At 65.5% G+C, this 26,158-nt stretch carries 22 protein-coding genes and 1 riboswitch; of the genes, 11 read left to right on the forward strand and 11 right to left on the reverse strand.

Translation table 11 applies throughout. The annotated features are described in order from the left end of the window. Positions 1 to 29: 29 nt before the first annotated feature. Genes BFL43_RS28000 through BFL43_RS28015 form a run of 4 tightly spaced genes read left to right on the forward strand, consistent with a single transcriptional unit; the run spans position 30 to position 3,515 of the window. The gene (locus tag BFL43_RS28000; RefSeq protein ID WP_143695589.1) at positions 30 to 788 is read left to right on the forward strand and encodes an SDR family NAD(P)-dependent oxidoreductase; all 759 of its coding nucleotides are present in this window, start codon (positions 30 to 32) and stop codon (positions 786 to 788) included. Continuing rightward, positions 785 to 1,996: a precorrin-6y C5,15-methyltransferase (decarboxylating) subunit CbiE gene (cbiE, locus tag BFL43_RS28005; RefSeq protein WP_084896730.1), complete on the forward strand. Its 1,212-nt coding sequence runs from the start codon at positions 785 to 787 to the stop codon at positions 1,994 to 1,996. The genes BFL43_RS28000 and cbiE overlap by 4 nt, the downstream gene beginning before the upstream one ends. Next, a complete protein-coding gene (gene cobM, locus BFL43_RS28010; protein WP_084896732.1) occupies positions 1,993 to 2,760 on the forward strand; it encodes a precorrin-4 C(11)-methyltransferase in 768 nt (255 codons plus the stop codon). The genes cbiE and cobM overlap by 4 nt, the downstream gene beginning before the upstream one ends. Then, positions 2,757 to 3,515: a cobalt-precorrin-6A reductase gene (locus BFL43_RS28015; protein WP_084896734.1), complete on the forward strand. Its 759-nt coding sequence runs from the start codon at positions 2,757 to 2,759 to the stop codon at positions 3,513 to 3,515. The genes cobM and BFL43_RS28015 overlap by 4 nt, the downstream gene beginning before the upstream one ends. Here BFL43_RS28015 and BFL43_RS28020 read toward each other — a convergent pair. From BFL43_RS28020 to BFL43_RS28030, 3 genes are read right to left on the reverse strand one after another with little or no spacing between them, the layout of a single operon-like run. Further along, a complete protein-coding gene (locus tag BFL43_RS28020; RefSeq protein WP_084896736.1) occupies positions 3,488 to 4,993 on the reverse strand; it encodes a precorrin-2 C(20)-methyltransferase in 1,506 nt (501 codons plus the stop codon). The two genes, BFL43_RS28015 and BFL43_RS28020, sit on opposite strands and share 28 nt — an antisense overlap. A 7-nt stretch (positions 4,994 to 5,000) precedes the next feature. Continuing rightward, positions 5,001 to 5,624, reverse strand: a complete 624-nt coding sequence (locus BFL43_RS28025) for a precorrin-8X methylmutase (protein WP_084896737.1) — start codon at positions 5,622 to 5,624, stop codon at positions 5,001 to 5,003. A 24-nt stretch (positions 5,625 to 5,648) separates the two neighbouring features. Continuing rightward, entirely contained in the window at positions 5,649 to 6,773 is a 1,125-nt protein-coding gene (locus BFL43_RS28030) for a nitrite/sulfite reductase (protein WP_084896739.1), read from the reverse strand. 87 nt (positions 6,774 to 6,860) lie between these two features. After that, positions 6,861 to 6,990, forward strand: a riboswitch (cobalamin riboswitch). A 38-nt stretch (positions 6,991 to 7,028) separates the two neighbouring features. On the opposite strand from BFL43_RS28030, the gene cobN reads away from it, so the two are divergent. The 6 genes from cobN (at position 7,029) to BFL43_RS28060 (ending at position 16,150) form a co-directional block, all read left to right on the forward strand. Beyond that, positions 7,029 to 10,628 (forward strand): cobaltochelatase subunit CobN, encoded by a 3,600-nt coding sequence (gene cobN, locus BFL43_RS28035; protein ID WP_084896741.1) that lies wholly within the window; start codon positions 7,029 to 7,031, stop codon positions 10,626 to 10,628. 138 nt (positions 10,629 to 10,766) lie between these two features. Further along, entirely contained in the window at positions 10,767 to 11,291 is a 525-nt protein-coding gene (locus BFL43_RS28040) for an FxsA family protein (protein ID WP_084896743.1), read from the forward strand. Between the two features lie 61 nt (positions 11,292 to 11,352). Beyond that, positions 11,353 to 12,963: an amidohydrolase family protein gene (locus BFL43_RS28045; RefSeq protein WP_084896745.1), complete on the forward strand. Its 1,611-nt coding sequence runs from the start codon at positions 11,353 to 11,355 to the stop codon at positions 12,961 to 12,963. A gap of 5 nt (positions 12,964 to 12,968) precedes the next feature. Further along, the gene (gene lnt / locus BFL43_RS28050; RefSeq protein WP_240498525.1) at positions 12,969 to 14,597 is read left to right on the forward strand and encodes an apolipoprotein N-acyltransferase; all 1,629 of its coding nucleotides are present in this window, start codon (positions 12,969 to 12,971) and stop codon (positions 14,595 to 14,597) included. 55 nt (positions 14,598 to 14,652) lie between these two features. Then, positions 14,653 to 15,381 carry a polyprenol monophosphomannose synthase gene (locus BFL43_RS28055; RefSeq protein WP_084896946.1) on the forward strand — a complete coding sequence of 243 codons (729 nt, stop codon included), beginning with the start codon at positions 14,653 to 14,655 and terminating at the stop codon, positions 15,379 to 15,381. A 10-nt stretch (positions 15,382 to 15,391) separates the two neighbouring features. Beyond that, positions 15,392 to 16,150, forward strand: a complete 759-nt coding sequence (locus BFL43_RS28060) for a pirin family protein (RefSeq protein WP_084896746.1) — start codon at positions 15,392 to 15,394, stop codon at positions 16,148 to 16,150. Between the two features lie 60 nt (positions 16,151 to 16,210). Here BFL43_RS28060 and BFL43_RS28065 read toward each other — a convergent pair whose 3' ends face one another. Further along, complete coding sequence (locus BFL43_RS28065; protein ID WP_084834877.1) at positions 16,211 to 16,555, reverse strand: RNA polymerase-binding protein RbpA; 345 nt, start codon at positions 16,553 to 16,555, stop codon at positions 16,211 to 16,213. Between the two features lie 188 nt (positions 16,556 to 16,743). Between BFL43_RS28065 and BFL43_RS28070 the strand changes: the two genes are divergently transcribed. Next, the gene (locus tag BFL43_RS28070) at positions 16,744 to 17,091 is read left to right on the forward strand and encodes a hypothetical protein (RefSeq protein WP_084896748.1); all 348 of its coding nucleotides are present in this window, start codon (positions 16,744 to 16,746) and stop codon (positions 17,089 to 17,091) included. 4 nt (positions 17,092 to 17,095) lie between these two features. Here BFL43_RS28070 and BFL43_RS28075 read toward each other — a convergent pair whose 3' ends face one another. The 7 genes from BFL43_RS28075 to BFL43_RS28105 are packed head-to-tail and all read right to left on the reverse strand — an operon-like array spanning position 17,096 to position 25,992. Next, entirely contained in the window at positions 17,096 to 18,739 is a 1,644-nt protein-coding gene (locus BFL43_RS28075; protein ID WP_084896750.1) for a TerD family protein, read from the reverse strand. 22 nt (positions 18,740 to 18,761) lie between these two features. Continuing rightward, complete coding sequence (locus tag BFL43_RS28080; protein WP_084896752.1) at positions 18,762 to 20,171, reverse strand: TerD family protein; 1,410 nt, start codon at positions 20,169 to 20,171, stop codon at positions 18,762 to 18,764. Then, positions 20,171 to 21,160 carry an HAD family hydrolase gene (locus BFL43_RS28085; RefSeq protein ID WP_206186765.1) on the reverse strand — a complete coding sequence of 330 codons (990 nt, stop codon included), beginning with the start codon at positions 21,158 to 21,160 and terminating at the stop codon, positions 20,171 to 20,173. The genes BFL43_RS28080 and BFL43_RS28085 overlap by 1 nt, the downstream gene beginning before the upstream one ends. Then, complete coding sequence (locus BFL43_RS28090; RefSeq protein WP_240498526.1) at positions 21,157 to 22,293, reverse strand: cysteine protease StiP family protein; 1,137 nt, start codon at positions 22,291 to 22,293, stop codon at positions 21,157 to 21,159. Before BFL43_RS28090 ends, BFL43_RS28085 begins: the two co-directional genes overlap by 4 nt. After that, on the reverse strand, positions 22,290 to 23,582 hold the full coding sequence (locus tag BFL43_RS28095; protein ID WP_084896753.1) for a phosphoribosyltransferase family protein: 1,293 nt from the start codon (positions 23,580 to 23,582) through the stop codon (positions 22,290 to 22,292). Before BFL43_RS28095 ends, BFL43_RS28090 begins: the two co-directional genes overlap by 4 nt. Beyond that, positions 23,579 to 24,784 carry an HpcH/HpaI aldolase/citrate lyase family protein gene (locus tag BFL43_RS28100; protein ID WP_084896755.1) on the reverse strand — a complete coding sequence of 402 codons (1,206 nt, stop codon included), beginning with the start codon at positions 24,782 to 24,784 and terminating at the stop codon, positions 23,579 to 23,581. Before BFL43_RS28100 ends, BFL43_RS28095 begins: the two co-directional genes overlap by 4 nt. Then, complete coding sequence (locus tag BFL43_RS28105) at positions 24,781 to 25,992, reverse strand: hypothetical protein (protein WP_143695590.1); 1,212 nt, start codon at positions 25,990 to 25,992, stop codon at positions 24,781 to 24,783. The genes BFL43_RS28100 and BFL43_RS28105 overlap by 4 nt, the downstream gene beginning before the upstream one ends. Positions 25,993 to 26,158: the final 166 nt, after the last annotated feature.

Consider the following 26,158-nt stretch of genomic DNA (forward strand, 5'->3'; position numbering starts at 1 on the left):
GCCGGTTGCCCGTTTGGGATACTCACCAGGTGAGCAATGGTCAGGTAGTGGTCCTGTTCGGTGGACGCAGCGAGATCGGGATCGAGGTCGCTGCGCGGATCGCCGCTGGTGCCACGGTTGTGCTGGCGGCTCGGCGCCCTGATGACCTCGAGGAACAGCGCGAGCGCCTGACGAGCGAAAATGCCGCGGCGGTCCACACGGTGGAGTTCGATGCGAACAACACTGAGCAGCACGGCGCGCTGATCGAACAGATCATCGCCGAGCACGGCCGCATCGACGTCGCGATCGTCGCCTTCGGGATTCTGGGCGATCAGGCGCGCGCCGAGACCGATGTGACGCACGCACTGCAGATAGCCCACACGGATTACCTCGCGCAGATCAGCGTGCTGACCCCACTCGCCGCGACGATGCGTAGTGCCGCTCACGGCGACATCATCGTCTTTTCGTCGGTTGCAGGCGTGCGAGTCCGCCGCGCGAACTATGTCTACGGATCGACCAAGGCTGGCCTCGACGGGTTCGCGAGTGGACTGTCGGATGCCCTCCACGGCAGCGGAGTTCGCCTGCTACTCGTCAGGTCAGGTTTCGTGATCGGGAACATGACCAAGGATTTGATGGCTTCAGGAGTCAAACCGGCCCCGATGTCCAGAACTGTGCCGGAGGTGGCCGACGCGGTCGTAGCCGCCTTGCATCGCGGAAAGAGCGTGGTCTGGGTACCAGGCAAGCTCCGACCTGTCTTCTTCGTCATGCGACTACTCCCGCAGGCTATCTGGCGCCGGTTGCCGCGATGAGCAATCACCGCTACATCGTTGTCGGTATCGGTGCAGATGGTTGGGACGGGCTGACGCCGGCCTCCCAGCGCGAGTTGCAAGGCGCCAAAGTCGTGTACGGATCGCCGCGACAACTCGGTCTTCTCGATCCGATCGATGCAGAGCTGCGACCCTGGACCTCGCCGATGTCGGAGCACCTTGCGTCTGTTCTCGCAGACCCGCAGTCGTGCCCGGTCCACATCCTCGCGTCGGGGGATCCGATGTTTCACGGCGTGGGTGCCAGCATTGTCAAAGCAGTTGGTGCGGAGAATGTTCGGGTTCTACCAGCCGTGTCCAGCGTGAGTCACGCTGCGTCCAGGCTCGGGTGGGATCTGGCGACCACACGCATCTGTAGCGTCGTCGATCGGCCGTTGAGTTCGATTCTCACCAGTGTCAGCGACAACGTGCAGCTCCTGGTACTCAGCCGCGATGAGACAACCCCCGAAGCACTCGCGAAGCTGCTGACCGCCCACGGTTTCGGCTGGTCGCACCTGACCGTGCTCGAACAACTCGGCGGCCCTGCTGAACGCACGTACGGCGGGATCGCTCGAACGTGGCGGTACGCCGCCGGCGACCGGCTCAATCTCGTCGCGGTCCAGTGCGTCGGCCCCGCGGTCAGCGCGCAGGCAGGTCTTCCCGACACCGATTTCAGCAACGACGGGCAGATGACGAAGCAGGCAATTCGCGCCCTGACGGTCACCGCGCTGCGTCCCGCTGCGCGTCAACTGTTGTGGGATGTCGGAGCAGGCGCGGGAAGCATCGCGATCGAGTGGTTGCGCACCGATCCCTCGTGTAGCGCAATAGCCTTCGAGTCCGACGGCGCTCGGCGCGATCGGATCGGCCACAACGCGTCGGAACTCGGTGTAGCGCAGGGGTTGACGATTTTCGAGTCCGCTCCGGAGCACTTCGGACACGCACCCGACCCCGATGCGATCTTCATCGGTGGCGGCGTGACCACGGCGGGGATCTTGGAGGGTTGCTGGGACGCGCTGCTCGAGGGTGGCCGCATTGTCGTCAACGCTGTGACCATCGAATCCGAAGCGCTGCTGGTCACGTGGCACTCGGCGGTCGGTGGCACGCTTCGTCGTTTTCAGGTTGATCACGCCGAACCACTCGGGTCTATGACCGCCTGGCGACCAACTCTTCCGGTCACGCAGTGGATAGCCGACAAGCCGGTGGCAACACCATGACGGTCTACTTCCTGGGGGCCGGACCCGGTGCAGCAGACCTGATCACCCTGCGCGGTGCCCGCGTTCTGTCGCAGTGCGACACCTGTCTTTACGCCGGATCGCTGGTGCCGGAGGAGATGCTCGAGCACTGCCCAACCGGAGCGAACCTCATCAACACCGCAAAGATGCCGTTGACGACGATCATCGAACACATCAGCGACGCGCATCGGGCGGGCCATGACGTCGCCAGGCTGCACTCCGGCGACCCTGCCTTGTATTCGGCTGTTGCGGAGCAGATCCGGCACCTTCGGAAACTCGGCATCGACTACGAGATCGTCCCCGGTGTACCCGCTTTCGCGGCGGCGGCCGCGGCACTCAAGCAGGAGCTGACGGTCCCAGGGGTGGGGCAGTCCCTGCTGATCACGCGGGTATCCACCCTGTCGACGGATATGCCCGCCGGTGAACAACTCGAGGAGCTCGCGCGCTCAGGGGTCACGATGGCGCTCCACCTGGCCGCCCATCGGGCTGAGCAGATCGTCGAGGCGCTCGTACCTCACTACGGCGCGCAGTGCCCTGTCGCGGTGGTGGCCTTCGCCAGCCGCGAGAACGAACAGGTCTTGCGCTGTCGGCTGGAGGAACTGCCGGAACGTCTGGCTGCCGACAACATCGTGCGCACCGCGGTCATCTTCGTCGGCGAAGTGCTGGCGGCTGACCAGTTTCCTGACAGCTACCTGTACTCGACCGCTCGGATGACGAAACTCCGCGACGACGCTCGGCGCCCGTGAACGGCCATCGGGTTCTGATCCTCGGAGGTACGGCCGAGGCCAGGTCTCTCGCGGCTCTGCTCCACGACGCCGGCATCGACGCTGTCTCCTCGCTGGCAGGCCGGGTGAAGAATCCCGCGCTGCCGGTGGGAGAGGTGCGGGTCGGTGGCTTCGGCGGCGTCGACGGGCTGGTCTCGTGGCTTCGAGCAAATGAGTGCACCGCCGTAGTCGACGCCACCCATCCGTTCGCCCGAGTGATCTCGGCGAACGCCGCGCAAGCGGCAGCTGTCGTTGAACTACCGCTGCTGACGTTGCGCAGAGCTGCGTGGGAAGCTCGACCCGGTGACACCTGGATAGAGGTCGACGACATGGGTGGCGCTGCGCGGGCCGTCGCCGAGATGGCAGCCGTGCGGGACGATCTGCGGGTCTTCCTGACCACAGGAAGGCAGGACGTCGACGCCTTCAAGGCCGTTGATGATGCATGGTTCCTGATTCGGCTCGTGGACCCACCCGAGCGCGAGGGGCCCCGACACAGCACCACGATCCGAAGCCGGGGGCCCTACACACTCGACGGTGAACTCGCCCTGATGCGCGAACACGGTATAGACGTCATCGTGACAAAGAACAGCGGCGGCCAGTTGGTGAGGGCCAAACTCGATGCGGCGCAGGAATTGTCACTCCCGGTGATCATGGTCCGTAGGCCATCCACTGTCGGCGGACCGCGCGTTCATACCGCGGCCGAGGCCGCTCACTGGGTGGCGGGGCTTGCCGAGTAGCGACGATTCGTGAACACTGCCTGACCGCCCACGCGGTCGACGACGGTGGTGGTGGTGGACCCGATGATCAGCAGTGTCCGCATGTCGACGGTTGCCGGATCCAAGTCGGCCACCGTGGTGATCACGAGAGACTGTTCGGGTCCGCCGACATCGCGGCCGAGGATCACCGGGGTTGTGCCCGCAATCTGCTGCAGCAGAATGTCTTTCAACTCGGCGACCTGCCAGGTTCGGCTGGCCGACCCCGGGTTGTAGATGGCCAGCACGAGGTCGGCGCGCAGTGCGGCGCGGACCCGGTCGGCCACGACGTCCCAGCTCTTGAGGCGATCCGACAGAGAGATCACCGCGTAATCGTGGCCGAGGGGAGCGCCGGCCAGACTCGCGACGGCGTTGGCGGCTGTCACTCCGGGCACCACGCGGACGGGCACCTCACGCCATTGTTCGTCAGCGGCTTCTTCGATGACGGCGGCTGCCATCGCGAAGACGCCGGGATCGCCCGAGGACACCACCACGACCCGCGCGCCGCCTTTGGCGAGATCGAGTGCCATGCAGGCTCGTTCGGACTCGACCTTGTTGTCGCTGGCGTGCAGTCGCTGACCGGCGCGCGGCGTGATCCGGTTGAGATAGGTCTTGTAGCCGACCAAGTCTGTGGCCTGGGCCAGTTCGGCACGCACCTCAGGGGTCGTCCATCGATCTGCACCCGGCCCGAGGCCGACCACCACGACCTGGCCGACGTTGTGACCCGACCCGGAGATCAGTGGGTTGTTCAGCTCGCCCGGAATGACGATCATCGAGAAGTAGGGAACCGTCGAGGCGTCCACGTCGACGACGGGGACCACCCGTTGCGTTGGCGTCGAAGCCCGCTCGACGTACCAGGCCTGCTCGAGGCGGCCCGACTCCATCAGCGCAGCAACAACATCGGGGAAGGTCCGGCCGAGCTTCATGATGGCCACGGCGTCGCTGTCGCGCAGTCGGCGGACCAGTTCGTCCTTGGGAAGGGTGCCGGGCAGGACTGTGAGCGTTTCGTCCGCCTCGACCAGAGGTAGTCCGGTGGCGGCCGCCGACGCACTCACCGAGGTCACTCCGGGGATGATTTCGGTGTCGAAATCTTCGACCAGGCGTTTGTGCATGTGCATGTAGGAGCTGTAGAAGAGTGGATCGCCCTCGGCGAGCAGTGCGACACTCCGTCCTGCCGAAAGATGCTGTGCCAGAGTCTGTGCCGCGGAGGTATAGAAATCCGCGAGTGCGCCTCGATAGCCGCCGGGGTGGTCGGTGCTTTCCGTGGTGACCGGATACATCAACTTTTCTTCGATCTGACCGCTGCGCAGGTACGGTGCCGCGACGGACCGGGCGATGGATCTGCCGTGCCTGGCGCAGTGATACGCGACGACGTCGACCTCGCCGATCACTCTGGCGGCCTTGACGGTCACGAGTTCGCTGTCCCCGGGGCCCAGGCCCACACCCCATAGTTTGCCGGTCATGATCTCTCTATTCCGCTGTCGAAGCGAGCGCGTTGATGGCTGCCGCAGTGATGGCCGAACCCCCGCGCCGGCCGAGCACGGTGAGATACTCGAGGTCGGTGCGATCCGCAAGGGCCTGGCACGATTCGGCTGCTCCGATGAAGCCCACTGGTGCGCCGATGACCGCCGCAGGACGTGGCCCGCCCGCGTCGATGAGCTCGAGGAGAGCGAACAGCGCGGTCGGTGCATTGCCTATCGCGACCACTGCTCCTTCCAGGACGGGGCGCCAAAGCTCTATGGCCGCAGCCGTTCTCGTGGTGTCCAACTCGGCCGCGAGTTCGGGGGTCCGAGGATCTCGGAGCATACACAGGACGTCGTTGTCGGCAGGCAATCGCTTCCGGGTGACTCCGGAGGCCACCATGTTGGCGTCGCACAGAATCGGGGCGCCGGCCTCGAGGGCTCCGCGAGCTGCAGTCACCACGCGGTCACTGGCCCGGACATCGGCGGTCAGGTCAACCTGACCGCAGGCATGGATCATCCGGACGACAACGCGCGACAGGTCATCGTCGAAACCGCCGAGGTCTGCCTCGGCGCGGATCGTGGCGAAGGACTGGCGGTAGATCTCAGCGCCGTCTCGAATATGGGAGTACATGGTGTTTGCCACGATAGAGGTCGCTCAGATCTGCTGACGTACGTACCCGTCGTCGGTGGCCTCGACGCGGGTGTGGCCTCCGTGGGGTGAACCACACCCACGTTCGCAGCCCACCCAGTGCTCACGAGTGGTGAGCTCGACGTCGGGTGCACTCAGCAGCAACTCCAGGTCCCCGCGGACGTCAGCGCGAGACTTGTCGCATCCGGGGGAGCCGGCACACGCGCTGACCCGGGTCCACGGCGAGTTCGCATCGAAGATGAGTCCCATGGGAGCGAGCACCCGCAAGACGGTGTCGGCCATCCCCTCCGAGAGGTCGACGATGACGATCTCTTTGCGCGGGGTGAAGTAGATGTCCCGTTCGATCGCCGCGAGGAACTCGGCGATGCGCGACGACATGCGGCCGTGTGCCACGACCGCACCGAGGGCGACGAGTCCATCGTCCTGGTCGAGCCAGCCGACCAGGGGTTCAGCGGGCGGAAACGGCAGTTGGTGCGGGGGCGCGAGGGCGAGCGATTCGAGTAATCCACTGATCGCAGGATGGCCGGCCAGGTCTTCGATCCGCCATTCGTCTGTGCGGTCGACCAGGAACGCATGTGCCACTGCCAACAGTGTCTGCGCTGCCTCGACGACGGTGGTCACTCGACCGGTGGGAACTCCGCCCACCACGACTTCCAGGATGTCCCGGTCGATGGCCAGCAACCCGGCGTCGGGTGCTTCGCCCACGATGTCGCCGCGGCCGTCGTCGACGCCGAACAGGAAACGGGCGGGCAGGTGGGCGAGCCCGGCATCGGCGCGTAGGCCGACGTCCAGGCCGTCGAGAATCGGCCGCGCGTCGAGGAGTCCGCCGCGGCGCCCGGTGAGCGCCGACAGTTGCAGGTTGCGCACCCGCTCGTGGCTCGGGGTCGGGATCAAGCCGGCGTCGGCGATCAGCTCGGCGGCACCGTCCAGGTCCGAGATGCCTCTGAGCTGTAGATTGCCGCGGGACGTGAGTTCCAGATGAGCATCCCCGAACTCGTCGGCGACTACGACGAGCGCCTGCAGTTGAGTTGGAGAGATGAGTCCGCCGGGTAGCCGGATCCGCGCGAGATGACCATCTGCGGCGGGGTGTGCAGAAAACACCCCTGGGCAGCGGTCAGCGGGTCGGCTCATGGGTCCAACGGTACTGCTTCCGCCCGCCCTCATCCTCCGATGGTGTGTCCTTGTGGCGAACGAAAGCCCAGGTGGGGTTCGCCAAAGGGCCCCATCATCGGGGACGATAGTCTGATACCTGACCTGCAATAGGGAAGCCGGTGCGATTCCGGCGCGGTCGCGCCACTGTGTCGGGGAGACCCGAAGTCAGACCCCTGTCGCTCCATCGCTGTACTACCCGTCGGGCGCGAATCCCCGGCAAGGAGGTTCCACCCCGTGATCTTGCTGCTGTCCACCTCGGACACCGATCTGCTGACGGCCAAGGCGTGTGGTGCGGGCTACCGGCTCGCCAACCCGTCTCGATTGCTGATCGACGAAGACCTCCCGGTGCTCCTCGCCGATATCGACCTGGTCGTCGTCAGAATCCTGGGCGGCCGACAGATCTGGGAAAAAGGCCTCGAGGCCGTGCTGGCCGCAGGACTGCCGACGGTGGTGCTCTCCGGTGAACAGCTTCCGGACCCCGACCTGATGTCGATGTCGACCGTCGCGCCCGGTGTCGCCGCGGATGCGCACAACTACCTGGCGCAGGGTGGCCCGGAGAATCTCACGAACCTGCACGCGTTCCTCTCCGACACCGTCCTGCTCACCGGTCATGGTTTCGGCGGGCCGGTCGCGACCGCGCAGTGGGGATTGCTCGAACGGCCGCACACGACCCCGGCGTCGGGCCCGACCATCGCCGTTCTCTACTACCGGGCGCAGCACCTGGCCGGGAACACCGCGTACATCCACGCACTGTCCGACGCGATCGAACGGAAAGGCGGCCGGGCCCTGCCCATCTTCTGCGCGTCACTGCGCACCGCACCCGACGATCTGCTCGAACAACTCGGCGCGGCAGATGCGTTGGTTGTCACCGTGCTCGCGGCCGGAGGCGCGACGCCCGCGACCGCCTCGGCCGGTGGCGACGACGACAGCTGGAACATCGAGCAGCTCGCCCGCCTGGACATACCGATCTTGCAGGGTCTGTGCCTGACGTCGTCGCGAGAGAACTGGGCTTCGAACGACGACGGGATGTCCCCGCTCGACGTTGCCACCCAGGTTGCCGTGCCCGAGTTCGACGGCCGGATCATCACGGTGCCGTTCTCGTTCAAGGAGATCGGCGACGACGGGCTGCCCTGGTACCGGCCTGATCACGAGCGCTGCGACCGCGTCGCCGGTATCGCCGTCCGCCATGGCAAACTGCGGCACATCGCTCCATCTGAGCGCCGAATCGCGATCATGCTCTCGGCCTACCCGACAAAGCATTCGCGGATCGGGAACGCCGTGGGTCTCGACACCCCACAGAGTCTGCTCCGACTTCTCGACGCCATGCGTGCGGCCGGTTACGACATCGGGCCGGAATCGGGCGACGGTGCGGTCCCGGGACTGTCGGAGAACGACTCGGACAAGCTGTTCCACACCCTGATCGCCGCCGGCGGCCAGGACCCGGACTGGTTGACCGAGGAATCCTTGGCAGCCAACCCGATTCGCCTGTCTGCGGCCGATTACCGCGAGTGGTTCGCCACCCTCCCCGACGATTTGCGGGAAGGGATGACCACGCACTGGGGTGAGGCACCTGGCGAGCTGTTCGTTGATCGTTCCGTCAACCCCGAGGGCGATATCGTCATCGCCGCAATGCAATTCGGCAACACCCTGTTGATGGTGCAGCCGCCCCGTGGCTTCGGCGAGAACCCGGTCGCGATCTACCACGATCCGGATCTGCCGCCGAGTCACCATTATCTGGCGTGTTACCGCTGGGTCGCTGCTCAGAACGGCTTCGACGCCGACGCCGTCGTCCACGTGGGCAAACACGGCAACCTCGAGTGGCTGCCCGGCAAGACACTCGGGATGTCCGCCTCGTGCGGTACCGACGCAGCCCTTGGCGATCTGCCCATGATCTACCCGTTCCTCGTCAACGACCCGGGTGAGGGCACCCAGGCCAAGCGGCGCGCACACGCCACCCTGGTCGACCACCTGATCCCACCGATGGCTCGCGCCGAGAGCTACGGCGACATCGCCCGACTCGAGCAGTTGCTCGACGAGCACGCGAACATCTCGGCGCTCGACCCGAGCAAACTGCCCGCCATCCGCCAGCAGATCTGGACGCTGCTGCAGGCCGCCAAGATGGATCACGACCTCGGACTCTCGGAACGGCCGGAGGAAGACGTCTTCGACGACATGTTGCTGCACGTCGACGGCTGGCTGTGCGAGATCAAAGACGTGCAGATACGCGACGGTCTGCACATCCTCGGACAACCGCCGGCGGACGACGTCGAGGTCGACCTCGTCCTCGCGATGCTCCGGGCCCGACAGTTGTGGGGCGGCAAGCAGAGTCTGCCGGGGCTCCGGGAAGCTCTCGGTCTCGTCGAAGACGGCAACGCGGGGCGTACCGCGACCGATGACATCGAAACCGTTGCGCGCGAACTTGTCGCCGCCTGCGCAAAGGGCAACTGGGATACCGACACGATCACCCGGGTCGCGGCCGACCATCCCGAGGACGTTCACCGGATCCTCGAATTCGCTGGCACGGAGATCGTGCCCCGTCTCCGGCAGACGGATCAGGAAATTCCTCGGATCCTGCACGCGCTGAACGGTGGTTTCATCCCGGCGGGGCCGAGCGGTTCACCGCTGCGTGGCCTCATCAACGTGCTGCCGACGGGACGCAACTTCTACTCTGTCGACCCCAAGGCCGTGCCGTCGAAACTCGCGTGGGAGACCGGCCGTGCGATGGCCGACTCCTTGCTGGCGCGATATCTGACCGACCACGGGGAGTACCCGCGATCGGTGGGTCTGTCGGTGTGGGGGACCAGTGCGATGCGGACCTCTGGCGACGACATCGCCGAAGTCCTTGCGTTGCTGGGCGTCATGCCGATCTGGGATGAGGCCTCTCGCCGCGTGACGAAGCTCGACCTGATCGATCTCGCAGAACTGGGGCGACCGCGTGTCGATGTCACGGTTCGTATCTCGGGCTTCTTCCGCGACGCGTTCCCTCACGTGGTCACCATCCTCGACGACGCCGTACGGATGGTCGCGGCCCTCGATGAGCCCGACGAATCCAATTATGTTGCCGCCCACGCCCGTGCCGACATCGCCGAACACGGTGACACCGATCGCGCGACCACCCGGATCTTCGGTTCCAAGCCCGGAACCTACGGCGCCGGCCTGCTGCAACTGATCGACTCCAAGGACTGGCGCAGCGACGCCGACCTCGCGGAGGTGTACACCGCATGGGGTGGTTATGCCTACGGTCGGGGTCGAGACGGAGTCGCGGCGGTCGAGGACATGCGGTCGGCCTATCGTCGGATTGCGGTGGCAGCCAAGAACACCGACACCCGTGAGCACGACATCGCCGATTCCGACGACTACTTCCAGTACCACGGCGGTATGGTCGCCACGGTTCGCGCGCTGACCGGTCAGGACCCCGAGGCCTACATCGGGGACAGCACCAGCCCCGACAACGTCCGCACCCGGACGCTGTCGGAGGAGACCACCCGCGTCTTCCGCGCGCGCGTGGTCAACCCGAGGTGGATCTCGGCGATGCAGCGACACGGATACAAGGGCGCGTTCGAGATGGCGGCGACCGTCGACTACCTGTTCGGCTACGACGCGACCACGAATGTCATGGCTGACTGGATGTACGAGCAGCTGACCGAGTCCTACGTGCTCGATCAGGAGAACAACGACTTCATGACGAAGTCGAACCCCTGGGCGCTCCATGGAATTGCCGAACGGCTCCTCGAGGCCGCGCAGCGAGAGATGTGGGCTGCTCCGCCTCCGGAGATGCTCGACGAACTCCGCCGCGTCTTCTTGGAGACCGAAGGCGATATCGAAGGCGCCTGACCCGATCTTGGTGGGTTCTGGCGAGCGTGACCTGGGAAAACGCTCGCCGAAACCCACCATTTTCGGGGAGTGGGAGAAAATCGGACGTCCCGTGCGTTGACCGTGTGTACGCACAGCCGATAGTCGGGATGGTTTCTCATGAAGTTCGCGCTCTTCCTCCTCTACGTGGCAATCGAGATCGCCGCCTTCGTCGGGCTCTGCTACGCCATCGGCTTCGGATGGACCCTGCTGCTCGGCCTGGCAACGGTGATCGGCGGATTCTGGCTCTTGCGCCGACAGGGCGCCAAGGTGTTTCGCAATCTGCGGGAAGCGGGCGAGAAGGCCGCAGGCGGTCAGCCGGCCGGGCCCGCAGAATCCGCGGCGCCCGTTGCCGACACGGCATTGCTCGCCGCAGCGACCATTGCCATGATCATCCCCGGCCTGGTCAGCACTGCGGTTGGAATCCTGTTGTTGCTCAAACCGATTCGAATTCTCTTGCGCCCTGTTGTCATCGCGCTCGGCACGCGCAAGGTGGTCGGGGCGATGGAGACCTACTCGCGGTACGGCCGGGGGATGGCAGGCGTGACCGTCGTCGAGGGACAGGTTGTCGACACCACGGAGTACGGCCCGACCGGATACGACCCCACCCGTCCGCAGTTGCGTAAGCCACAGACCGAGCGCTGACGCCATCGGTTCGCGGCCCTGGCCACACCGAGTCGGCGCCTGACAGGCAGACTGGACCGTCGTGGACAGTCAACTGCTGATCGGCGGGCACATCTATTCGCCGGTGGCCCCCGATGCAACCGCCATGGCGATCGAGAACGGTGTGGTGGTCTGGGTCGGATCGGACCAGGTCGGCCGCACGCTGCATCCGAAAGCCCAGATCATCGACCTCGGTGGTGCGCTGGTCGCGCCTGCTTTCGTCGACTCTCACGTACACCTCACGTCGACCGGCCTCGCGATCCGCGGTCTCGATCTCAGCGATGCGGTCAGTCGTGAAGACTGCCTCGAGCAGATCCGCCGATACGTCGCCGAGAACACCGACACCGACCTCATCTGGGGTCTGGGTTGGGATGAGTCGAACTGGCCCGACCTGACCTGCCCGACGACTGCGGAGATCGACGCGGTGGTCGGCTACCGGCCGGTCTATCTGGCCCGGATCGACGAACACAGCGCAGTTGCCTCGACCGCTCTGCGTTCGCGTGCCGACGGTCTGATCGGCGCTCAGGGTTATGACGAACAAGGTCCTTTGACAGCCGACGCACATCACCGCGTGCGCGGCGCCGCCCGCCTGCTGTTGTCCCAGACCGGCCGGTACCGAGCCCAGCATTCGGCCCTCGACGACGCTGCCTCGCATGGGATCGTCGCCGTCCACGAAAACGGTGGACCCGACATCAGTGGGCTCGACGACTTCCTCTCACTCGCGGATCTCGACCATGCGGTCCAGATCCGGCGATATTGGGGTGCGCCGGTCGCCGACGCAGAGCAGGCGGTCTCGCTGCTCGCCGCGACCCGCGCCCATGCTCTCGGCGGGGACCTGTTCATCGATGGAGCGATCGGCTCTCACACTGCGTTGCTGCGCGAGCCCTACACCGACGCCGACACCAGGGGGGTCTGCTATCTCGACGGCCACACCGTCACCCGACACATCCGGGCGTGCACTGAGGCCGGTATCCAGTGCGGCTTCCACGTCATCGGAGATGGTGCCACCGATCTTCTGGTCGAGGGTTTCAGCACCGTGGCCGCCGAACTCGGCGCGCCCGCGCTCGCGCGTATGGGTCACCGGATCGAACACGCAGAGATGATCACTGCCGAGCAGGCAGCCATTCTGGCGTCGTGCGGCGTCATCGCGAGCATGCAGCCACTGTTCGACGCGCTGTGGGGTGGACCCGAGCAGCTCTATGAACAGCGACTCGGGCTACCGCGGGGACGCTCGCTCAACAATTTCGCGCAACTCGCGAGGGCTGGGGTCGGATTGGCCTTCAGTTCGGATGCCCCGGTGACGGCGATGCGCCCGTGGGAGGCGATTGCCGCTGCTGCACACCACAACAACCCGACGAGCGCGATCTCGGTGCGGGCGGCTTTCGCGGCAGCCACGCGCGGAGCCTGGCGCGCAGGGGGAGAGCGGGATGGTGTCGCCGGAACGCTGGTCCCAGGTGCTCCCGCCGACTACGCCGTGTGGGAGGTCGACGAGCTCGTGGTCGCGGGGTCGGCTGATCCTGCGGTCGCACGGTGGTCCACCGATCCACGTTCTCGGGTACCCGCGTTACCGGATCTGCGACCGGGTAGCCGGCTACCCGAGTGTGTCCGGACGGTGCGAGCCGGTACGCCGATCTACGATCGGGCAGGTTTGTGACGGCCGTGACCACCGCGGCGGACAACCCCGGATTCCGCAACAGGGTCGGGTTCTTCGGGACCCGTGAGTTCCTCTTCCGGACCGCGGGCAGTGTGTCAGGCGGCCTACTGATGTGGGCTGCGTTCCCGCCTCGGAACCTCTGGTTCCTGGGCATCGTGTCCCTGGCGTTCCTCGCCGGCTCGCTCGGCGGCGTCGTCCGCTTCCGTGAAGGTTTCTGGTACGGCTTCGTCTACGGGCTGGCGTTCTTCCTGCCACTGCTCCCGTGGATCGGCGTCTACGTGGGACCTTTGCCGTGGGTGGCGCTCGCCATCGTGCTGTCGCTGTACACCGGACTGTTCGGGGTCCTGGCGGTGCGGACGACCACCTTGCCTCTGGGTCCGCTTTGGTTCGCGATCACCTGGGTTGCAGTCGAATGGGCGCGGTCGTCGTTTCCTTTCGGGGGTTTCCCGTGGGGAAGGGTGGCATTCGGGCAGATCGGGGGCCCGATGCTCTCGCTGGCCTCCATCGGTGGAGCGCCTCTGGTGTCGTTCGGGGTCGTGCTGTCCGGCGCCGCGCTCGCGGCGCTCGCAGGTGCGCTCGCCCGTACGCCGCGCCGCTGGCAGGCGTTGATCCCGGCGACCGCGCTGGTGCTGCTCGCACCACTGGTCGCCGCGGCGCTCTGGCCCTCGGTCGATGGCCGCAACACCTCGGACGACACCATCACGGTTGCCGCGATCCAGGGCAATGTGCCCCGGCTCGGGCTCGACTTCAACTCACAGCGCCGTGCCGTACTCGACAATCACGTCCGAGAGACGCTGCGGCTCGCCGAAGCCGTCAAGGCAGGAGACTCGCCACAACCCGACATCGTGTTGTGGCCCGAGAACGCCTCCGACATCGATCCGACTGCGAACTCCGATGCTGCGGCCGAGATCACCGCCGCATCGATCGCCATCGACGCCCCGATCATGGTCGGCACTCTTGTGCGAAATCCAGATGGACGACCGACCAACACCGTGCTCGTCTGGGACGGGCGGCTGGCGGCAGACGGACAGCAGATCCGCGGTCGATACGACAAGCACATCATCCAGCCGTTCGGTGAATACCTGCCGTGGCGAAGCTTTTTCACGCACTTTTCTTCCTACGCCGAACAGGCGGGGAACTTCAAGGCGGGCACGGGCCCCGGGGTGGTCGACGTCGACATCGCGAACGGGCGACAGGTGACGGTCGGGGTGTCGACCTGCTGGGAGATCGCGTTCGACCGCTCGGCCCGTGGGGCCGTGAAATCAGGCGCCGAGTTCTTGTCCGTACCCACGAACAACGCCACCTTCGGCCGCACCCAGATGACCTATCAGCAGCTCGCCATGTCGCAGCTCCGTGCGGTCGAGCACGGTCGCGCCGTGGTGGTCTCCGCAACGAGTGGTGTCAGTTCGATCATTGCGCCGGACGGCCACAGCATGTCGCGGAGCGGGTTCTTCGAACCCGCAGCACTGGTGAACACCATCCCATTGCATACCGAACAGACGGTCGCAACGACAATGGGTCCGTGGCCTGAGCGATTGGCCGTACTCTTGGGAATCTGCGCTTTTTTGTACCTGTTGGCGCCAGGCGTTAGGTTCAGGGGATGGTCAAAGGAGGAGCATGGTGACGGGGCCTGAGGACAACTCGCGTGGTACGCGAGCCGTGGTGGGGGCTGACGGGGCCGGTACTTTGGTGATCATCCCGACGTTCAACGAGATCGAGAACCTGCCGTTGATCGTCAAGCGGGTGCACGCGGCGCAGCCCGCCGTTCACATTCTCGTGGTCGACGACAGCAGTCCGGACGGCACCGGCGAACTCGCCGATCAACTGGCCGAGACCGATGGTGCAGGCCGCATCCATGTGCTGCATCGGACCGTCAAGAACGGGCTCGGCGCTGCGTACATCGAAGGTTTCCAGTGGGGTCTGGCACGTGACTACGCCGTGCTCGTCGAGATGGACGCCGACGGCAGTCACGCACCCGAGGAGCTACATCGTCTGCTCGACCGCCTCAACGAGGGCGCTGACCTGGTGATCGGCTCCCGCTATGTACCCGGGGGCACAGTGGTGAACTGGCCCCGCCGCCGCGAAATCCTCTCACGAGGCGGGAACATCTACTCACGGCTTGCGCTCGGAGTATCGGTGAAGGACATCACCGGCGGTTTCCGGGCCTACCGTCGTGAGGTGCTCGAGACTCTCGACCTGAGTGCCATCGAATCGCACGGATACTGCTTTCAGGTCGACCTCGGCTGGCGTGTGATCCAAGCCGGATTCGACGTAGCCGAAGTGCCTATCACCTTCACCGAGCGTGAACTCGGCGAATCGAAGATGAGCGGCAGTATCGTCCGTGAGGCCGCATTCAAGGTTCCACGCTGGGGTTTGACCCACCGCCTCGGCAAGTTGCGGAAGGCGAAGCGCGCCTGAAGGCTCGTCGATGACGCAAGCAGACGTCAGCGTGATCCCGGCAGCCGACCGGGAACATTGGCGCAGCGAATGGCTCTACTCACGCCAGTCGTTCCTGGCCACAGGGAACTTCGACCTTGCGGCAGGCGCCCACGGGATGTTGATGGTCCACAACGATGACATCGTCGACGCAGGCGAGGGTTTCGACACCCATCAGCATCACAGTGTCGAGATAGTCACCTGGGTCCTCGAGGGCACTCTGGTCCACCAGGATTCGCTGGGACACTCGGGAATGATCTACCCGGGACTTGCGCAACGGATGAGCGCGGGGAGTCGGATCATGCATTCGGAGAAAAACGGCGCACTGCGACGCGACGGCACACCGCTTCGCGTCGTGCAGATGTGGCTTCCACCCGACACCGCCGGTGGCCAGTCGAGCTACGAGGAACTCGACGTGGCGACGGAGCTGCGCGACGGCTCATTGGTCACGGTCGCCTCCGGTATGAAGAGAGACCGGAACACCGCCGCGATCGGCATCGGGAACAGTCATGCCGCGCTCCATGTCGCCCGCCTACAGCCCGGTCAGTCCGTGACGATCCCGGACGCCCCTTACGGCCACGTCTTCGTTGCCCGGGGAGAAGTTGTCCTCGAAGACACCGGTGACCTGGGCGAAGGTGACGCGGTTCGCATGACGGCGACCGGCGGGCATCGCGTCACTGCCACAACGCGGTCTGAACTGCTGATCTGGGAGATGCAGCGCGGGTTCGGAGCACACAACAAAACGCCGTAGCACCGTCTGGTGCTACGGCGACTGTCGCCTGTATGTCGACCCTCGGCGGGTCGTAGAGACCTAGCTGGAAGTGCCGCGGCGACGTGCCTTGAGCAGGTCGAGACGCTCGGTCAGCAATACCTCGAGCTCATCTTCGCTTCGCCGTTCGAGCAGCATGTCCCAGTGCGTCCGCGGTGGCTTGACCTTCTTCTCCTCAGGCTCTGCGCCTTCGAGAATCGTGCCTTCCATACCGTTCTTGCAGGGCCACGTGGACGGGATCTCGGCGTCGTCGGCAAACGGGACGTCGAAGATCTCACCGTTGTCGGTGCGGTACTGCACGATCCGGCGCGGTGCGAGGTCATGATCGCGATCGGTCTCGTAGCTCACCGCTCCGAGGCGGCTGCCGCGTAGAACTCGATCTGCCATAACTTCTATCCTCTCGTTGGATTACCTATCCATCTTACGCGCGTCTGGAGACTACTGGCCGCGGGCGGCGGCACCGCCGCCGACTTTCCTGCGGTTACCGGCGAATCAGGGCGCCGAGGGGCGGTGAACGACCGGTGTTCGGCCCGGTTGTCGCCGATGCCCGCAGACGCCGAGTACCGTCATCGGATATGGAGCAGGAGGCCGCCCCTCGCCGCAACAGGGCGCGTAACTCGTGTGCGTGGTGCGGCCGCGAGATCGTGGAGTCCGAGATCGGACGTCGCCGCAAGTACTGCAAACAGTCATGCCGTCAACGAGCTTACGAACAGCGGAGCCTGGTTGCCGGATCGTCTATCCCGGCCGACGCCGTGGTGCTGAGCGCTGGTGAGGCCGACGACCTCATCGAACGGTTGTTCCGCCTGAGATGTGCTGCGGAGGACATCGCCACGGCAGTCGACGAAAACGCGGGCAAGAGTGAACTGGCAAGTCTGGGCGCGGAACTCGTCGCCCTGGCCAAGGAGGCCGAACGGTGGCGTTAGCGCGTCAGGCGTTCGGGTTGGCACCCGACCGAGGCTGATCACTGCTCAAAGTGGCAACGATCCGTCTGGCCTGTGCGCCGGCCGGATCGATGTGCTCGGCCGCCACCGACCACGGTAGACCGACCCACGGGTCATGGGCGCGGGCCTTCTCGGTCACCGGAATCATCATCGTTCGATCCGCGATGGTGCTCACCAGGGGATCGCTGTCGTTGTCGTCGAGGGATCCGGCGAACACAAACGCCCAGCCGAGTTCGCTTCCGCGATCTGCAATTCGGAGCAGCCTCGCCATCGCCCCGACGTCCCACCCGAACGGCAGATCTGCGATGACCACCACGCGGGTGTCGATGTCATCGACCTCGCCGGCCTGCAGCGCCATCTGCGTGAGGTCTATCGACGACTCCAGCACCGACAGTCGGTCGGCAACGGACTCCGGCGCAGTGACCGCGGGCGCGGTGAGCACCGGCGACAGCATTTCGGTCATCGGTGCCAATGAGCCCGTCAGATCGAACACGTCGATCAGCACCGTTCCACCGTTGGAGGTCCTCCGCGTTCCGGGGAAGGGCACCCGGGCGGCGACCACGAGTCGCAACACCAACGACGTCACAACGGATAGCACCGGGTCGCCGGTGTCGAGCACCCACAGCGGTCGAGCGATCGGTGTCGGCACGCAGAACGGAAGCCGCAGATCGCCGCGCTCGGGGGCGAACAACTCACCGATGCGGAGGCCACCTGCAGAAGGCGAACCGGCGTGGTTCCAGGCAGGCGACTTCCACGACGCCATCGCAGGCGGCAACTGCGGATCCAATGCAGCCAACTCCGCCATCAACACTGCCGAGTCGGCGTCGAAACGACTTCTGGCCGACGTCACGAGGTCGTCGCACCGCTGCTGCGCGGCGGCTCGGGCGCGGTCGGCGGCAGGCGAGTTGCGTTGCGCAGGATCCGCCAGCAGGTCGCCGAGTTCTCTGTCGAGTCGGTCCATCGCAAAACCCTCGGCCTGGACGTACCCGGCGGCCGACCTGGCCGCATCCTCGAACACGACGTGGGCACGCGCGACGGCGGCGCCGTAGTCGGATCCCAAGGTGACCAGAGCCGGCGGCAGGGAATCGTCGCCGCACTGTGGCCCAACGGGTTGCGGGTCGGCGGGCGCCCGAGGCGGTACCTCCGGCGCATCATCGACCTCGACCTCGACGCCGTGCGCGGTCAGCAGCGCTGCGAGTCCGCCTTGATAGCCCTGTCCGAGTGCGCGCACTCGCCACCGTCCCGACCGCTGATAGAGCTCGAAGCACAACAGCGCCGTCTCGCCGTGGAGCGGGCGCAACGGAAACGAGTACTCGGAGTTGTCCGGCGCGCCGTCGAGTTCAGCCGTGAGGCCGGGCGCCAGGCCTACATCGGCATCACCGCTCACCGCACACAGCACGATCGCGTCAGGGGGCAGCGACCCCAGATCCACCACAATGCGGTGACCCTCGAGCCGTACCCCGGCCGTCTGTGGCTGGTTGTAGAAGACGACGCTGTCCGAATCGCTCGTCCGCAGATCCGGACCGACCACCAATCCGACCAGATCCGCTTCACCGATGCCACCGTTCACCGAGAACACCAACGTCGATGCCGCCACCGGCACGTTCTGACCGGGAACCAACTCGTTCATGACGCGAATGTATTCATCGGGGCTACTTCATGAAGTCGTTCGACAAGAACCGTTGCAGCTGCGGGACCGCCTCACCGGGATGCTTTGCAGTGATGCCCTCACCGATCGCCTGCAGCTTCCAGGTGCCGTCCTCGCGGAACACCTTCGCCATGACCACGCCGGTGTAGGCCATTCCGCCCGCGAGGGTGTACCGCGCGAGCTCCACATTCGTCGTCTGGTCGACCAATCGGCAGAACGCGTTCTGCACCTGCTCGAACGTCTGGCCCTGGTAGGAGGTGACGATGAAGATGATCGCGTTGACGTGCATCGGGACGCGAGTGAGGTCGACCGTGACCACCTCGTCGTCGCCCTCGCCCTCCCCGGTCAGGTTGTCACCGAGATGCCGTATCGATCCGTCCTTGGACGTGAGTTGCCCGTAGTAGGCGACATCGGCGAGTTGGGTGTCGGCATACATGACCGCTGAGGCGTCGAGGTCGATGTCGGCGCCACGGCTTCCGAACATCTTCTTGACCACGACGGGATCCCAACCGAGCCCCATCTGGATGTTGGTGAGTGCGACCCCACCGTCCTTCTTCAGCGAAACACGTTGTCCCTTGGACAGACTGACGGGTCGATTCTTGGTGAGACTGACCTCGGGCGGACTTGTCGGTGCCGGGGCGGCATAACCGGGCTGCTGGTTATAGGCCGGTTGCTGGTTGGGAGCGGGCTGCTGCGGAGGCGGGTACGCACCGGGCTGCGGTTGCTGCGGCGGGTAGTTCGGGGCCGGCGGTTGCTGCGGCGGATAGTTCGGGGCCGGCGGCTGTTGCGGCGGGTAGTTCTGCTGTGGCGGATGGTTCTGGGCTGGTGGCTGCGGGGCGACGGGCGCCGAGGGTTGCCGGGAGTAGCTCGGCGGAGGGCTGTTCCGCACCGAGGGAGGCGACGGCGCGGCCGCTGGGGCGGGTGCGTCGTCGACCGAGACGCCGTGGTCGGTCACCAGTGCGGCGAAACCGCCCGCATAACCCTGCCCGACTGCGCGGACCTTCCAGTCGCCACCGCGGCGGTACACCTCGAGTGCGATCACGATCGACTCACTCGACAGACCGTCGATCCGGTATTCGTACAGCGATTGTCCGCCACCGCTGACGCGGGCGACCGGCGGCGCCACCGCGCCGAAGGTGCCGTTGTCGAGCGTGATCACCGCTCGCACCTGGCTGATGTCAGCAGGGACGGCGCCCAGCGAGATGGACAGAGTTCCGATCCCGGCGCCGGCTTGCAGCGACACCCCCGGCCCGTTGGGTTGGTTGAAGAAGACGAAATCGGCGTCGGTTCGGACTTTGCCGTTGTCGGTCACCAGCAACGCGGACAGATCGCCCGCGGTGGCGAGGTCGACGGTGATCTCGACCGTCGCCGCGTTCAGCGGGCCGTTTTGCCCTTTGACCAGAGTTGTTGTCATCACCTGAGCCCTTCGTTGGGTGTGGAATTGTCGATGATCGAGCTCCGCTGTGCTTCGTCTACGCCTACCGCACCGGCGACCTGTGGAGCCAAGGCCGATTTGCCCGGTTCGTCGACGTTCACCATTGTGCCTGCCCGCATCAGCAGCCATGTCAGCATCTCCTCGGACGCCGCGAGGCCTCGCCCTTCGGTCACCGCCACATTCGAGTGGTTCCACCCGAGTTCTTCGAGTTCACCGTGCCGCGGACGGATGGCCTCGTCGGCGCCGACGAGCATCGGCTGGTCGAGCACACCGTCGCCCGCAGCGTAGGTGGATGACGGCACGTCGGCCAGCCGCACGCGCACCTCGTCGACCGCGAGTTGTTTGGTCACCGGATCCGGCATCACATAGATCTTTCGCCCCTGGCGGGAGACATTCCAGCCCCGTTCGGCGGCCCAGCTCGCCCACGCCGGAACCACCTGCGGGGGAAGCAATTCGAGTTCGACGACGACGTAGCAGAAGAGTCCGTCGGCAATCCGCATCGTGCGCAGCCACGGCGCGCCGGCGGCGTCGGCACCGAGCCGCTCGTACACAGCGTCGACCCCGACGCCCAGCGTGCCGAGCAGGTCCGAGACCCGTCGGGACCACGCTTCGTCGCGGACCCCGTTCACCAGTATGTTGCCGCCGTTGCTGGTGATCGCGAAGCGCGGGGTGCCGATCGGCAGCGTGATCCGCCGGTACTGCTCGATGGTGCGGGTGGTCGTCGGCACCACCTCGGCGATCGCGGCCAACTCGATCAGCATCGACATCGCCGAGGGCGACATGAACGACTGCGGCCGGTCTTGATAGATCTCCACACAGTGCGCCGTGGCGGACAGCGCCGCGGCGGCGGCAGCGTCCGTAGCTCCCTCGGCGATTGCGGCAGCCGAGTAGATCAGGGTGCGATCGAGGTCGATCGTGGCGAGTGCACGTCCCGTGGACGGTGTCGCCACGGTGTCGAGTGTGTTCACGAGACCTCTTTCACCAAACCCATACAGCTGTAGGCGAGGTCCGGGACGACCTCGACGGGAACGCCTCGGGCAGTCGCCAGAGCGCGGATGTGCTCGTGTTCCGGATCATCCGCCGTTCGTACCAGGATCATCCAGGGGACCCTGCGCAACAGCACGCGGGTGGTCTCACCGACCCCTGGCTTCACGAAGTTGACCGACGAGATGCCGTGACTGCTACGGACCTCCTCGACCGAACGCCATCCGGACCAGGTCGGCGTGCGGTCAGAACGCTGGATCTCGTCCCGGCGGGTCGACGCCTCCGCTGTCGCCGAATCGAACTCGGCGGTCACCGCGTCGAGCAGAACGGCCGACATGTCCTGCCCGGACAGCTCCGCGTAGAACTTGGCGCCATGGAAATCGTCAGCACCGATGAAGTCGACATTGAGGACTGTTCGCGAGATCAGACCGGAAACGGTCGAGTTCAGGCACGCCGACGCGATGAGGAAATCGTCGCGGGTACCGAATGTGCGAACGCACGACCCCGGGTCCGCGAGCACCGCCAGGTCCGGATTGAACACCGGGCCACCGTCGGCGGACAAGGCATCGAGGGCTTCGGCGAGTTCTTTGGTGATCGCGCCCTTGCCGGTCCATCCGTCGACGAACACGACGTTCCCCGGATCGTGGTGGGCGGCCAGGTATTTCATCGCGTTCTCATCGATGCCCCGGTCGCGGACGATCGACACCGCATAGTGGGGGAGGTCCAGACCGTGCTGGTGCTGGGCCCAGCGACGCATCAACACACCGACCGGTGTTCCGGCTCTGGCCAGGGAGGTCAGCACCACGTCGGTACCGCGTTCCGCGAGAACCAGTTCGGTGACCGCGCCCACCGCGACAGCCAGCCGGTGCGCACTGTTTGCCAACACTCGCCCGAACAACTCCTGATAGGCGGCATCGGGCTGGAACTCGACGGGCAGCGACTCTGCGTAGTGGGCAAGGCCCGCCTGGATCCGCTGCTCCCGCGCGGCCACGTCGCCTTCGAGCGCCACCGAGGAGAGGTCCTTGAGGAGCCACTTCACCTCGTCGGGGCCATAGCTGCCGAACTCGGGTCCGGTGAGTGGGCCCGGGGACACCCGGATGTCGCCACCAGGACTCACGGCGTCTCCCTCGCTGCGCGGAGGGCAAGGTAATCGGTCCCCGGCACAACAACCAGTAAGACATCGATTCCCGCACCGCTGATGGTGTCGAGTAGTCCACCCGATGCCGTCAGCGCTTCGGTATCGGCGGGTGAATCGATGATCATCACCAATCTCGCTCCGGGATCGTCATGAGTTGCGTTGTACAGGTATCGATCTCGTGCCTCATCTGGTTCGGGAGCGATGAAATGGTACCCACGCCGCAGCGGATAACCCTCGTGATCGATCACGTGTGCGGGTGAACGCGTGGTGGTCTGACTCAAGATCGGGGCCTCGATGAACTGGGCAAGACTCCCGGCCACGCGCTGGGGCAGATACATGAGTTCCTCGTGTCCGACCACGACGACCGACCTGGCCGGATCCAGGTGCCGGGCCACGACGCGGGCCACCTCGGAGATGGCCCCGTCGAACTGTGGCCAATCGGCCCGCCGGAAACCGTGGCGACCGCCGTCGGGAACCGACGCCGGCCACGGGACCTCCAGTCGTTCCACCGATCCTGGGTGCAGGGTCGTCGGCGAAGGTGTGGCAGCCGGCAATCCCACGACCCTCGCGGGCAGGCCTTCGGGGATATGGGTGCGACCCCGGGCCAGACTGACGAACTCGACCTCGGTGCCCAGTTCGTCCGCGCGCAGACGGCACCGGGTGATGTCTTCGTCGGTACGCATGTCGACCAGCGATGACACCAGGTACAGCGATCGGCTGTGGATGCGCTGCATCGACGAGATCGCGTCCAGGGCCGTCGCGCCCGTGGAGATCTCGTCGTCGACGAGCACTACGGGCAGATCGGTGCATAAGCTGTCCGGGTCCGTGGGCACGATCAGGTGGTCGGTGGCGTGGGAGTGACCCTCTTCGAATCGAGCGACCACCGGAACCGCGGAGTTCCCGCGCCGGGTCGACTGCAAGTAGTGCCCGGCATCCATCTGGTGCGCGACCGCATGTCCCAGGCCTGTGGCGGTCTCGGCGAACCCGAAGACCAGCGAGTCGGTGAGACCATGTGCGCGCAGGGCGGCGGTGGACAGCACGCCGAGATCGGCGGCGGCTGCGAAGATCACAGCAGGGGGGACCGGTATGTGTTTACCGAGCACGGTGGACACCCAGAGGTGAGCCCGTTTCGGGTTGCGCCGAAGACCCGGGCGTACCAGGTCTTCGACACGCCAGCCATTGACACCGGACACATGTTCGGCGCCGAGCCCGAAGTGCTCGCGTGCATACGACTCGGTCCCCGGTGCCGCACCGTTGCCGGCGATCATCGAAGCACCACCGCCGTCAGCAGGTCGACCACACCGATCTCAGGTTGCAGCACTCCGAATGCCTGGGATCGGATGAGCGTCTTGACGGCCCAATTCCGATGCGGGCGCCGCTCGTTCATCTTGTTCCGGTAGGCCGACGCCAGTACACCACCCGTGTCGTCGACCCCCAGCACCGCAACAGCGTCGTCGTACTCCTCGTGTGGCACAGCGCTCATCGCGTGCACGACGTTCACGTGCGACGGGTGGATGACGGTCTTGCCCTGCAATCCGTTCGCGCGGTCGAGAACCAGTTCGCGCAGCAGACCATCGAGATCGCGACTGACCAGATGTGTCCGGAATCGAACGGCATCGATCTCCTCGAAAGGCGTGTGGCGCAGCAACGGCCGGAACATCCGGTCGTGGGTGTTGTAGTACTCCCACACCGGCCCCGTGATCGTATGGCCGGTACCGTCGGCCCTGCCGAGCACGTTGACGATGGCACTGATGACCTCGGCAACAGGGTGGACGTCATAGATGGTCAGGTCGGGATCGCGCCGGATACCGAGCGCACCACACATGTCGGTGCCGCCGATCCGGACGGCCAGGATCTTGCCCCGATGTTTGTCGAGCACCTGCCTGATCGACTCCAGCGCAGCAGCCCGGGTCTCGAGATGGAGCACGGATGTCGACTCGATGATCGGCATCGCGTACAGCACTCGGCCGACCTGGGCCTGTGCGGCCTCGATCCGATTCAGATAATCGTCGCCGTCCACCCCTGTGAACTTCGGGAGCACGAACCCGGCGAGGCTGTCGACGCCGTCGCCGAGCCGTCCGAGCAATTCGTCGATTTGCTGTGGACGCCGGACCCGGACGAAGAGCAGCGGCGCTGCCTGGCGACCTGCCGCCAGCTCACGGAGTGTGTTGGTGAGGTTGGTGATCGCCGCGTCGACGTCACCGTCGGCGATTGCGTCCTCGAGGTCGATGACCATCGACGTCGAACCGCTCCGGCGCTGCCGCAGGATCAATTCGGCAAGTCGTTCGCGGCTGGCAGGAATGTACAACGTGGCGCCCAGGGCGACGCTCAGCAGTTCCGGAGGCGCGTCTATCCCGATCGGTTCGGGAACGCGGAAGAACAGTCGTTCGCGTTCTGCGTCGTCGAGTGCGGTGAAGTGCTGCAGTTGCTTCGTCCCCGCGGTACCGGCAGCGCTCGAGTCTGTTGTCACCGCCTGGCCTCGTCCTTCATCTTGCTCACTACTCCGGACACGAAGTCGGAGATGGCGCGCAGGTCCACCAGATACCCCCAATAGTCAGGATGCCGACCGGTCAGAGCCGCCACGGCTCGATCGACTCTCAAAACCTGTGCGTCCAGAACCGATCCCCATTGTTTGACCAAGCCGAGGTTGACGGCGAGCAATTGAGCATCCCGGATCTGAAACCGAACCCTACCGGCAGCTGCCGGCGGATCCCGCTGAACAACCCGAAGTTCATTCAAACGATCAGTGACCCCGTCGACCAATTCCTCGGCCTCGGACAAGTGCTTGCGAGCCCGGGTGATGGCCGCTGACGCCGATTCCGGGTCGGATCTGAGTACGGTTGCGGCCGAATCGATTTCATTGGATGCGCGGTCGAGTTCCTGCGCGCTGAGATGATCATGACCCACCAGGTCACGAGAGCACTGTGCGCTGAATTCACGGAGCAGGGCCGAATACGCTTCCGGCATCCTGGCGCTGCGATTCCGGACCGCCGACAGCCGGGTACGGACAGATGCAAGCGCCGCACGGGCATCCTCGGCCTTGCCCGGAGCTGCGGCAATGGCCTGTTCCAGCTTCTTGACGGCCTCGCCGAGCGCGGCGGTCCTGGCCCGCAGTTCGGCCCGGTCGCCGCCCCCCTGGGATACCGAAAGCTGGGCCGCCTCGAGCTCCCTGAGGCATCGATCATGTTGCTGTACAGCAGTTGTCACAGAGGTGTACGCAAGCTGATCGGGAGGTAGACGAGCCAGCCGATCGGCGAGGCTTTTCGAATCGGCGCGCACCCGCGCCGCCTCCTCCGGTACGGCCGCATAAGAGATCCTGGCGTGTTCGAGCTGGGTCGAATGACGTTCGTAGAACTGATCGAGCGTTCGAATCGAATCGGTGATCTGAGACATCGTGCGCTGATAGTCGTTCAGAGGAGCAAGTGGTCCGTCGGTCCCGCTGAGGGTCAGATACTGATTGATCGTCTCGTAGCAGGCGTCTCGGATGGGTACGAAGGCGCGCACCAATTCACCACCTGTGCCCAGGACCTCGGCGGCTGCGACGGAATCGCTGATGATCGACAAGCGCTGGTCGAGTTGGAGAAAGGCATTGACCATGTCGTTTCGGGCATGCTCGACGGCGCCAGTGGATCCGCCACCGGCACTACGGTCATCTCGTTGAAACCAGCCCCTGGCCACACCGCGCATCCTACTGGGATGAGACGAACCGGCTCCGCCGGCGGATGAGGGGACCGGTCGTACTGCGGCCGGGGGAAACGGGAGTCATTCAATCGGTTCAGCGTTCGGCTTTGTCGCCCCCGTCGATGTCCACTTTCACGTACGGTTACTTCCAAGGACTGGTTCT

The sequence above is a fragment of the Williamsia sp. 1135 genome, from assembly GCF_002095395.1.
GTDB lineage: Bacteria > Actinomycetota > Actinomycetes > Mycobacteriales > Mycobacteriaceae > Williamsia.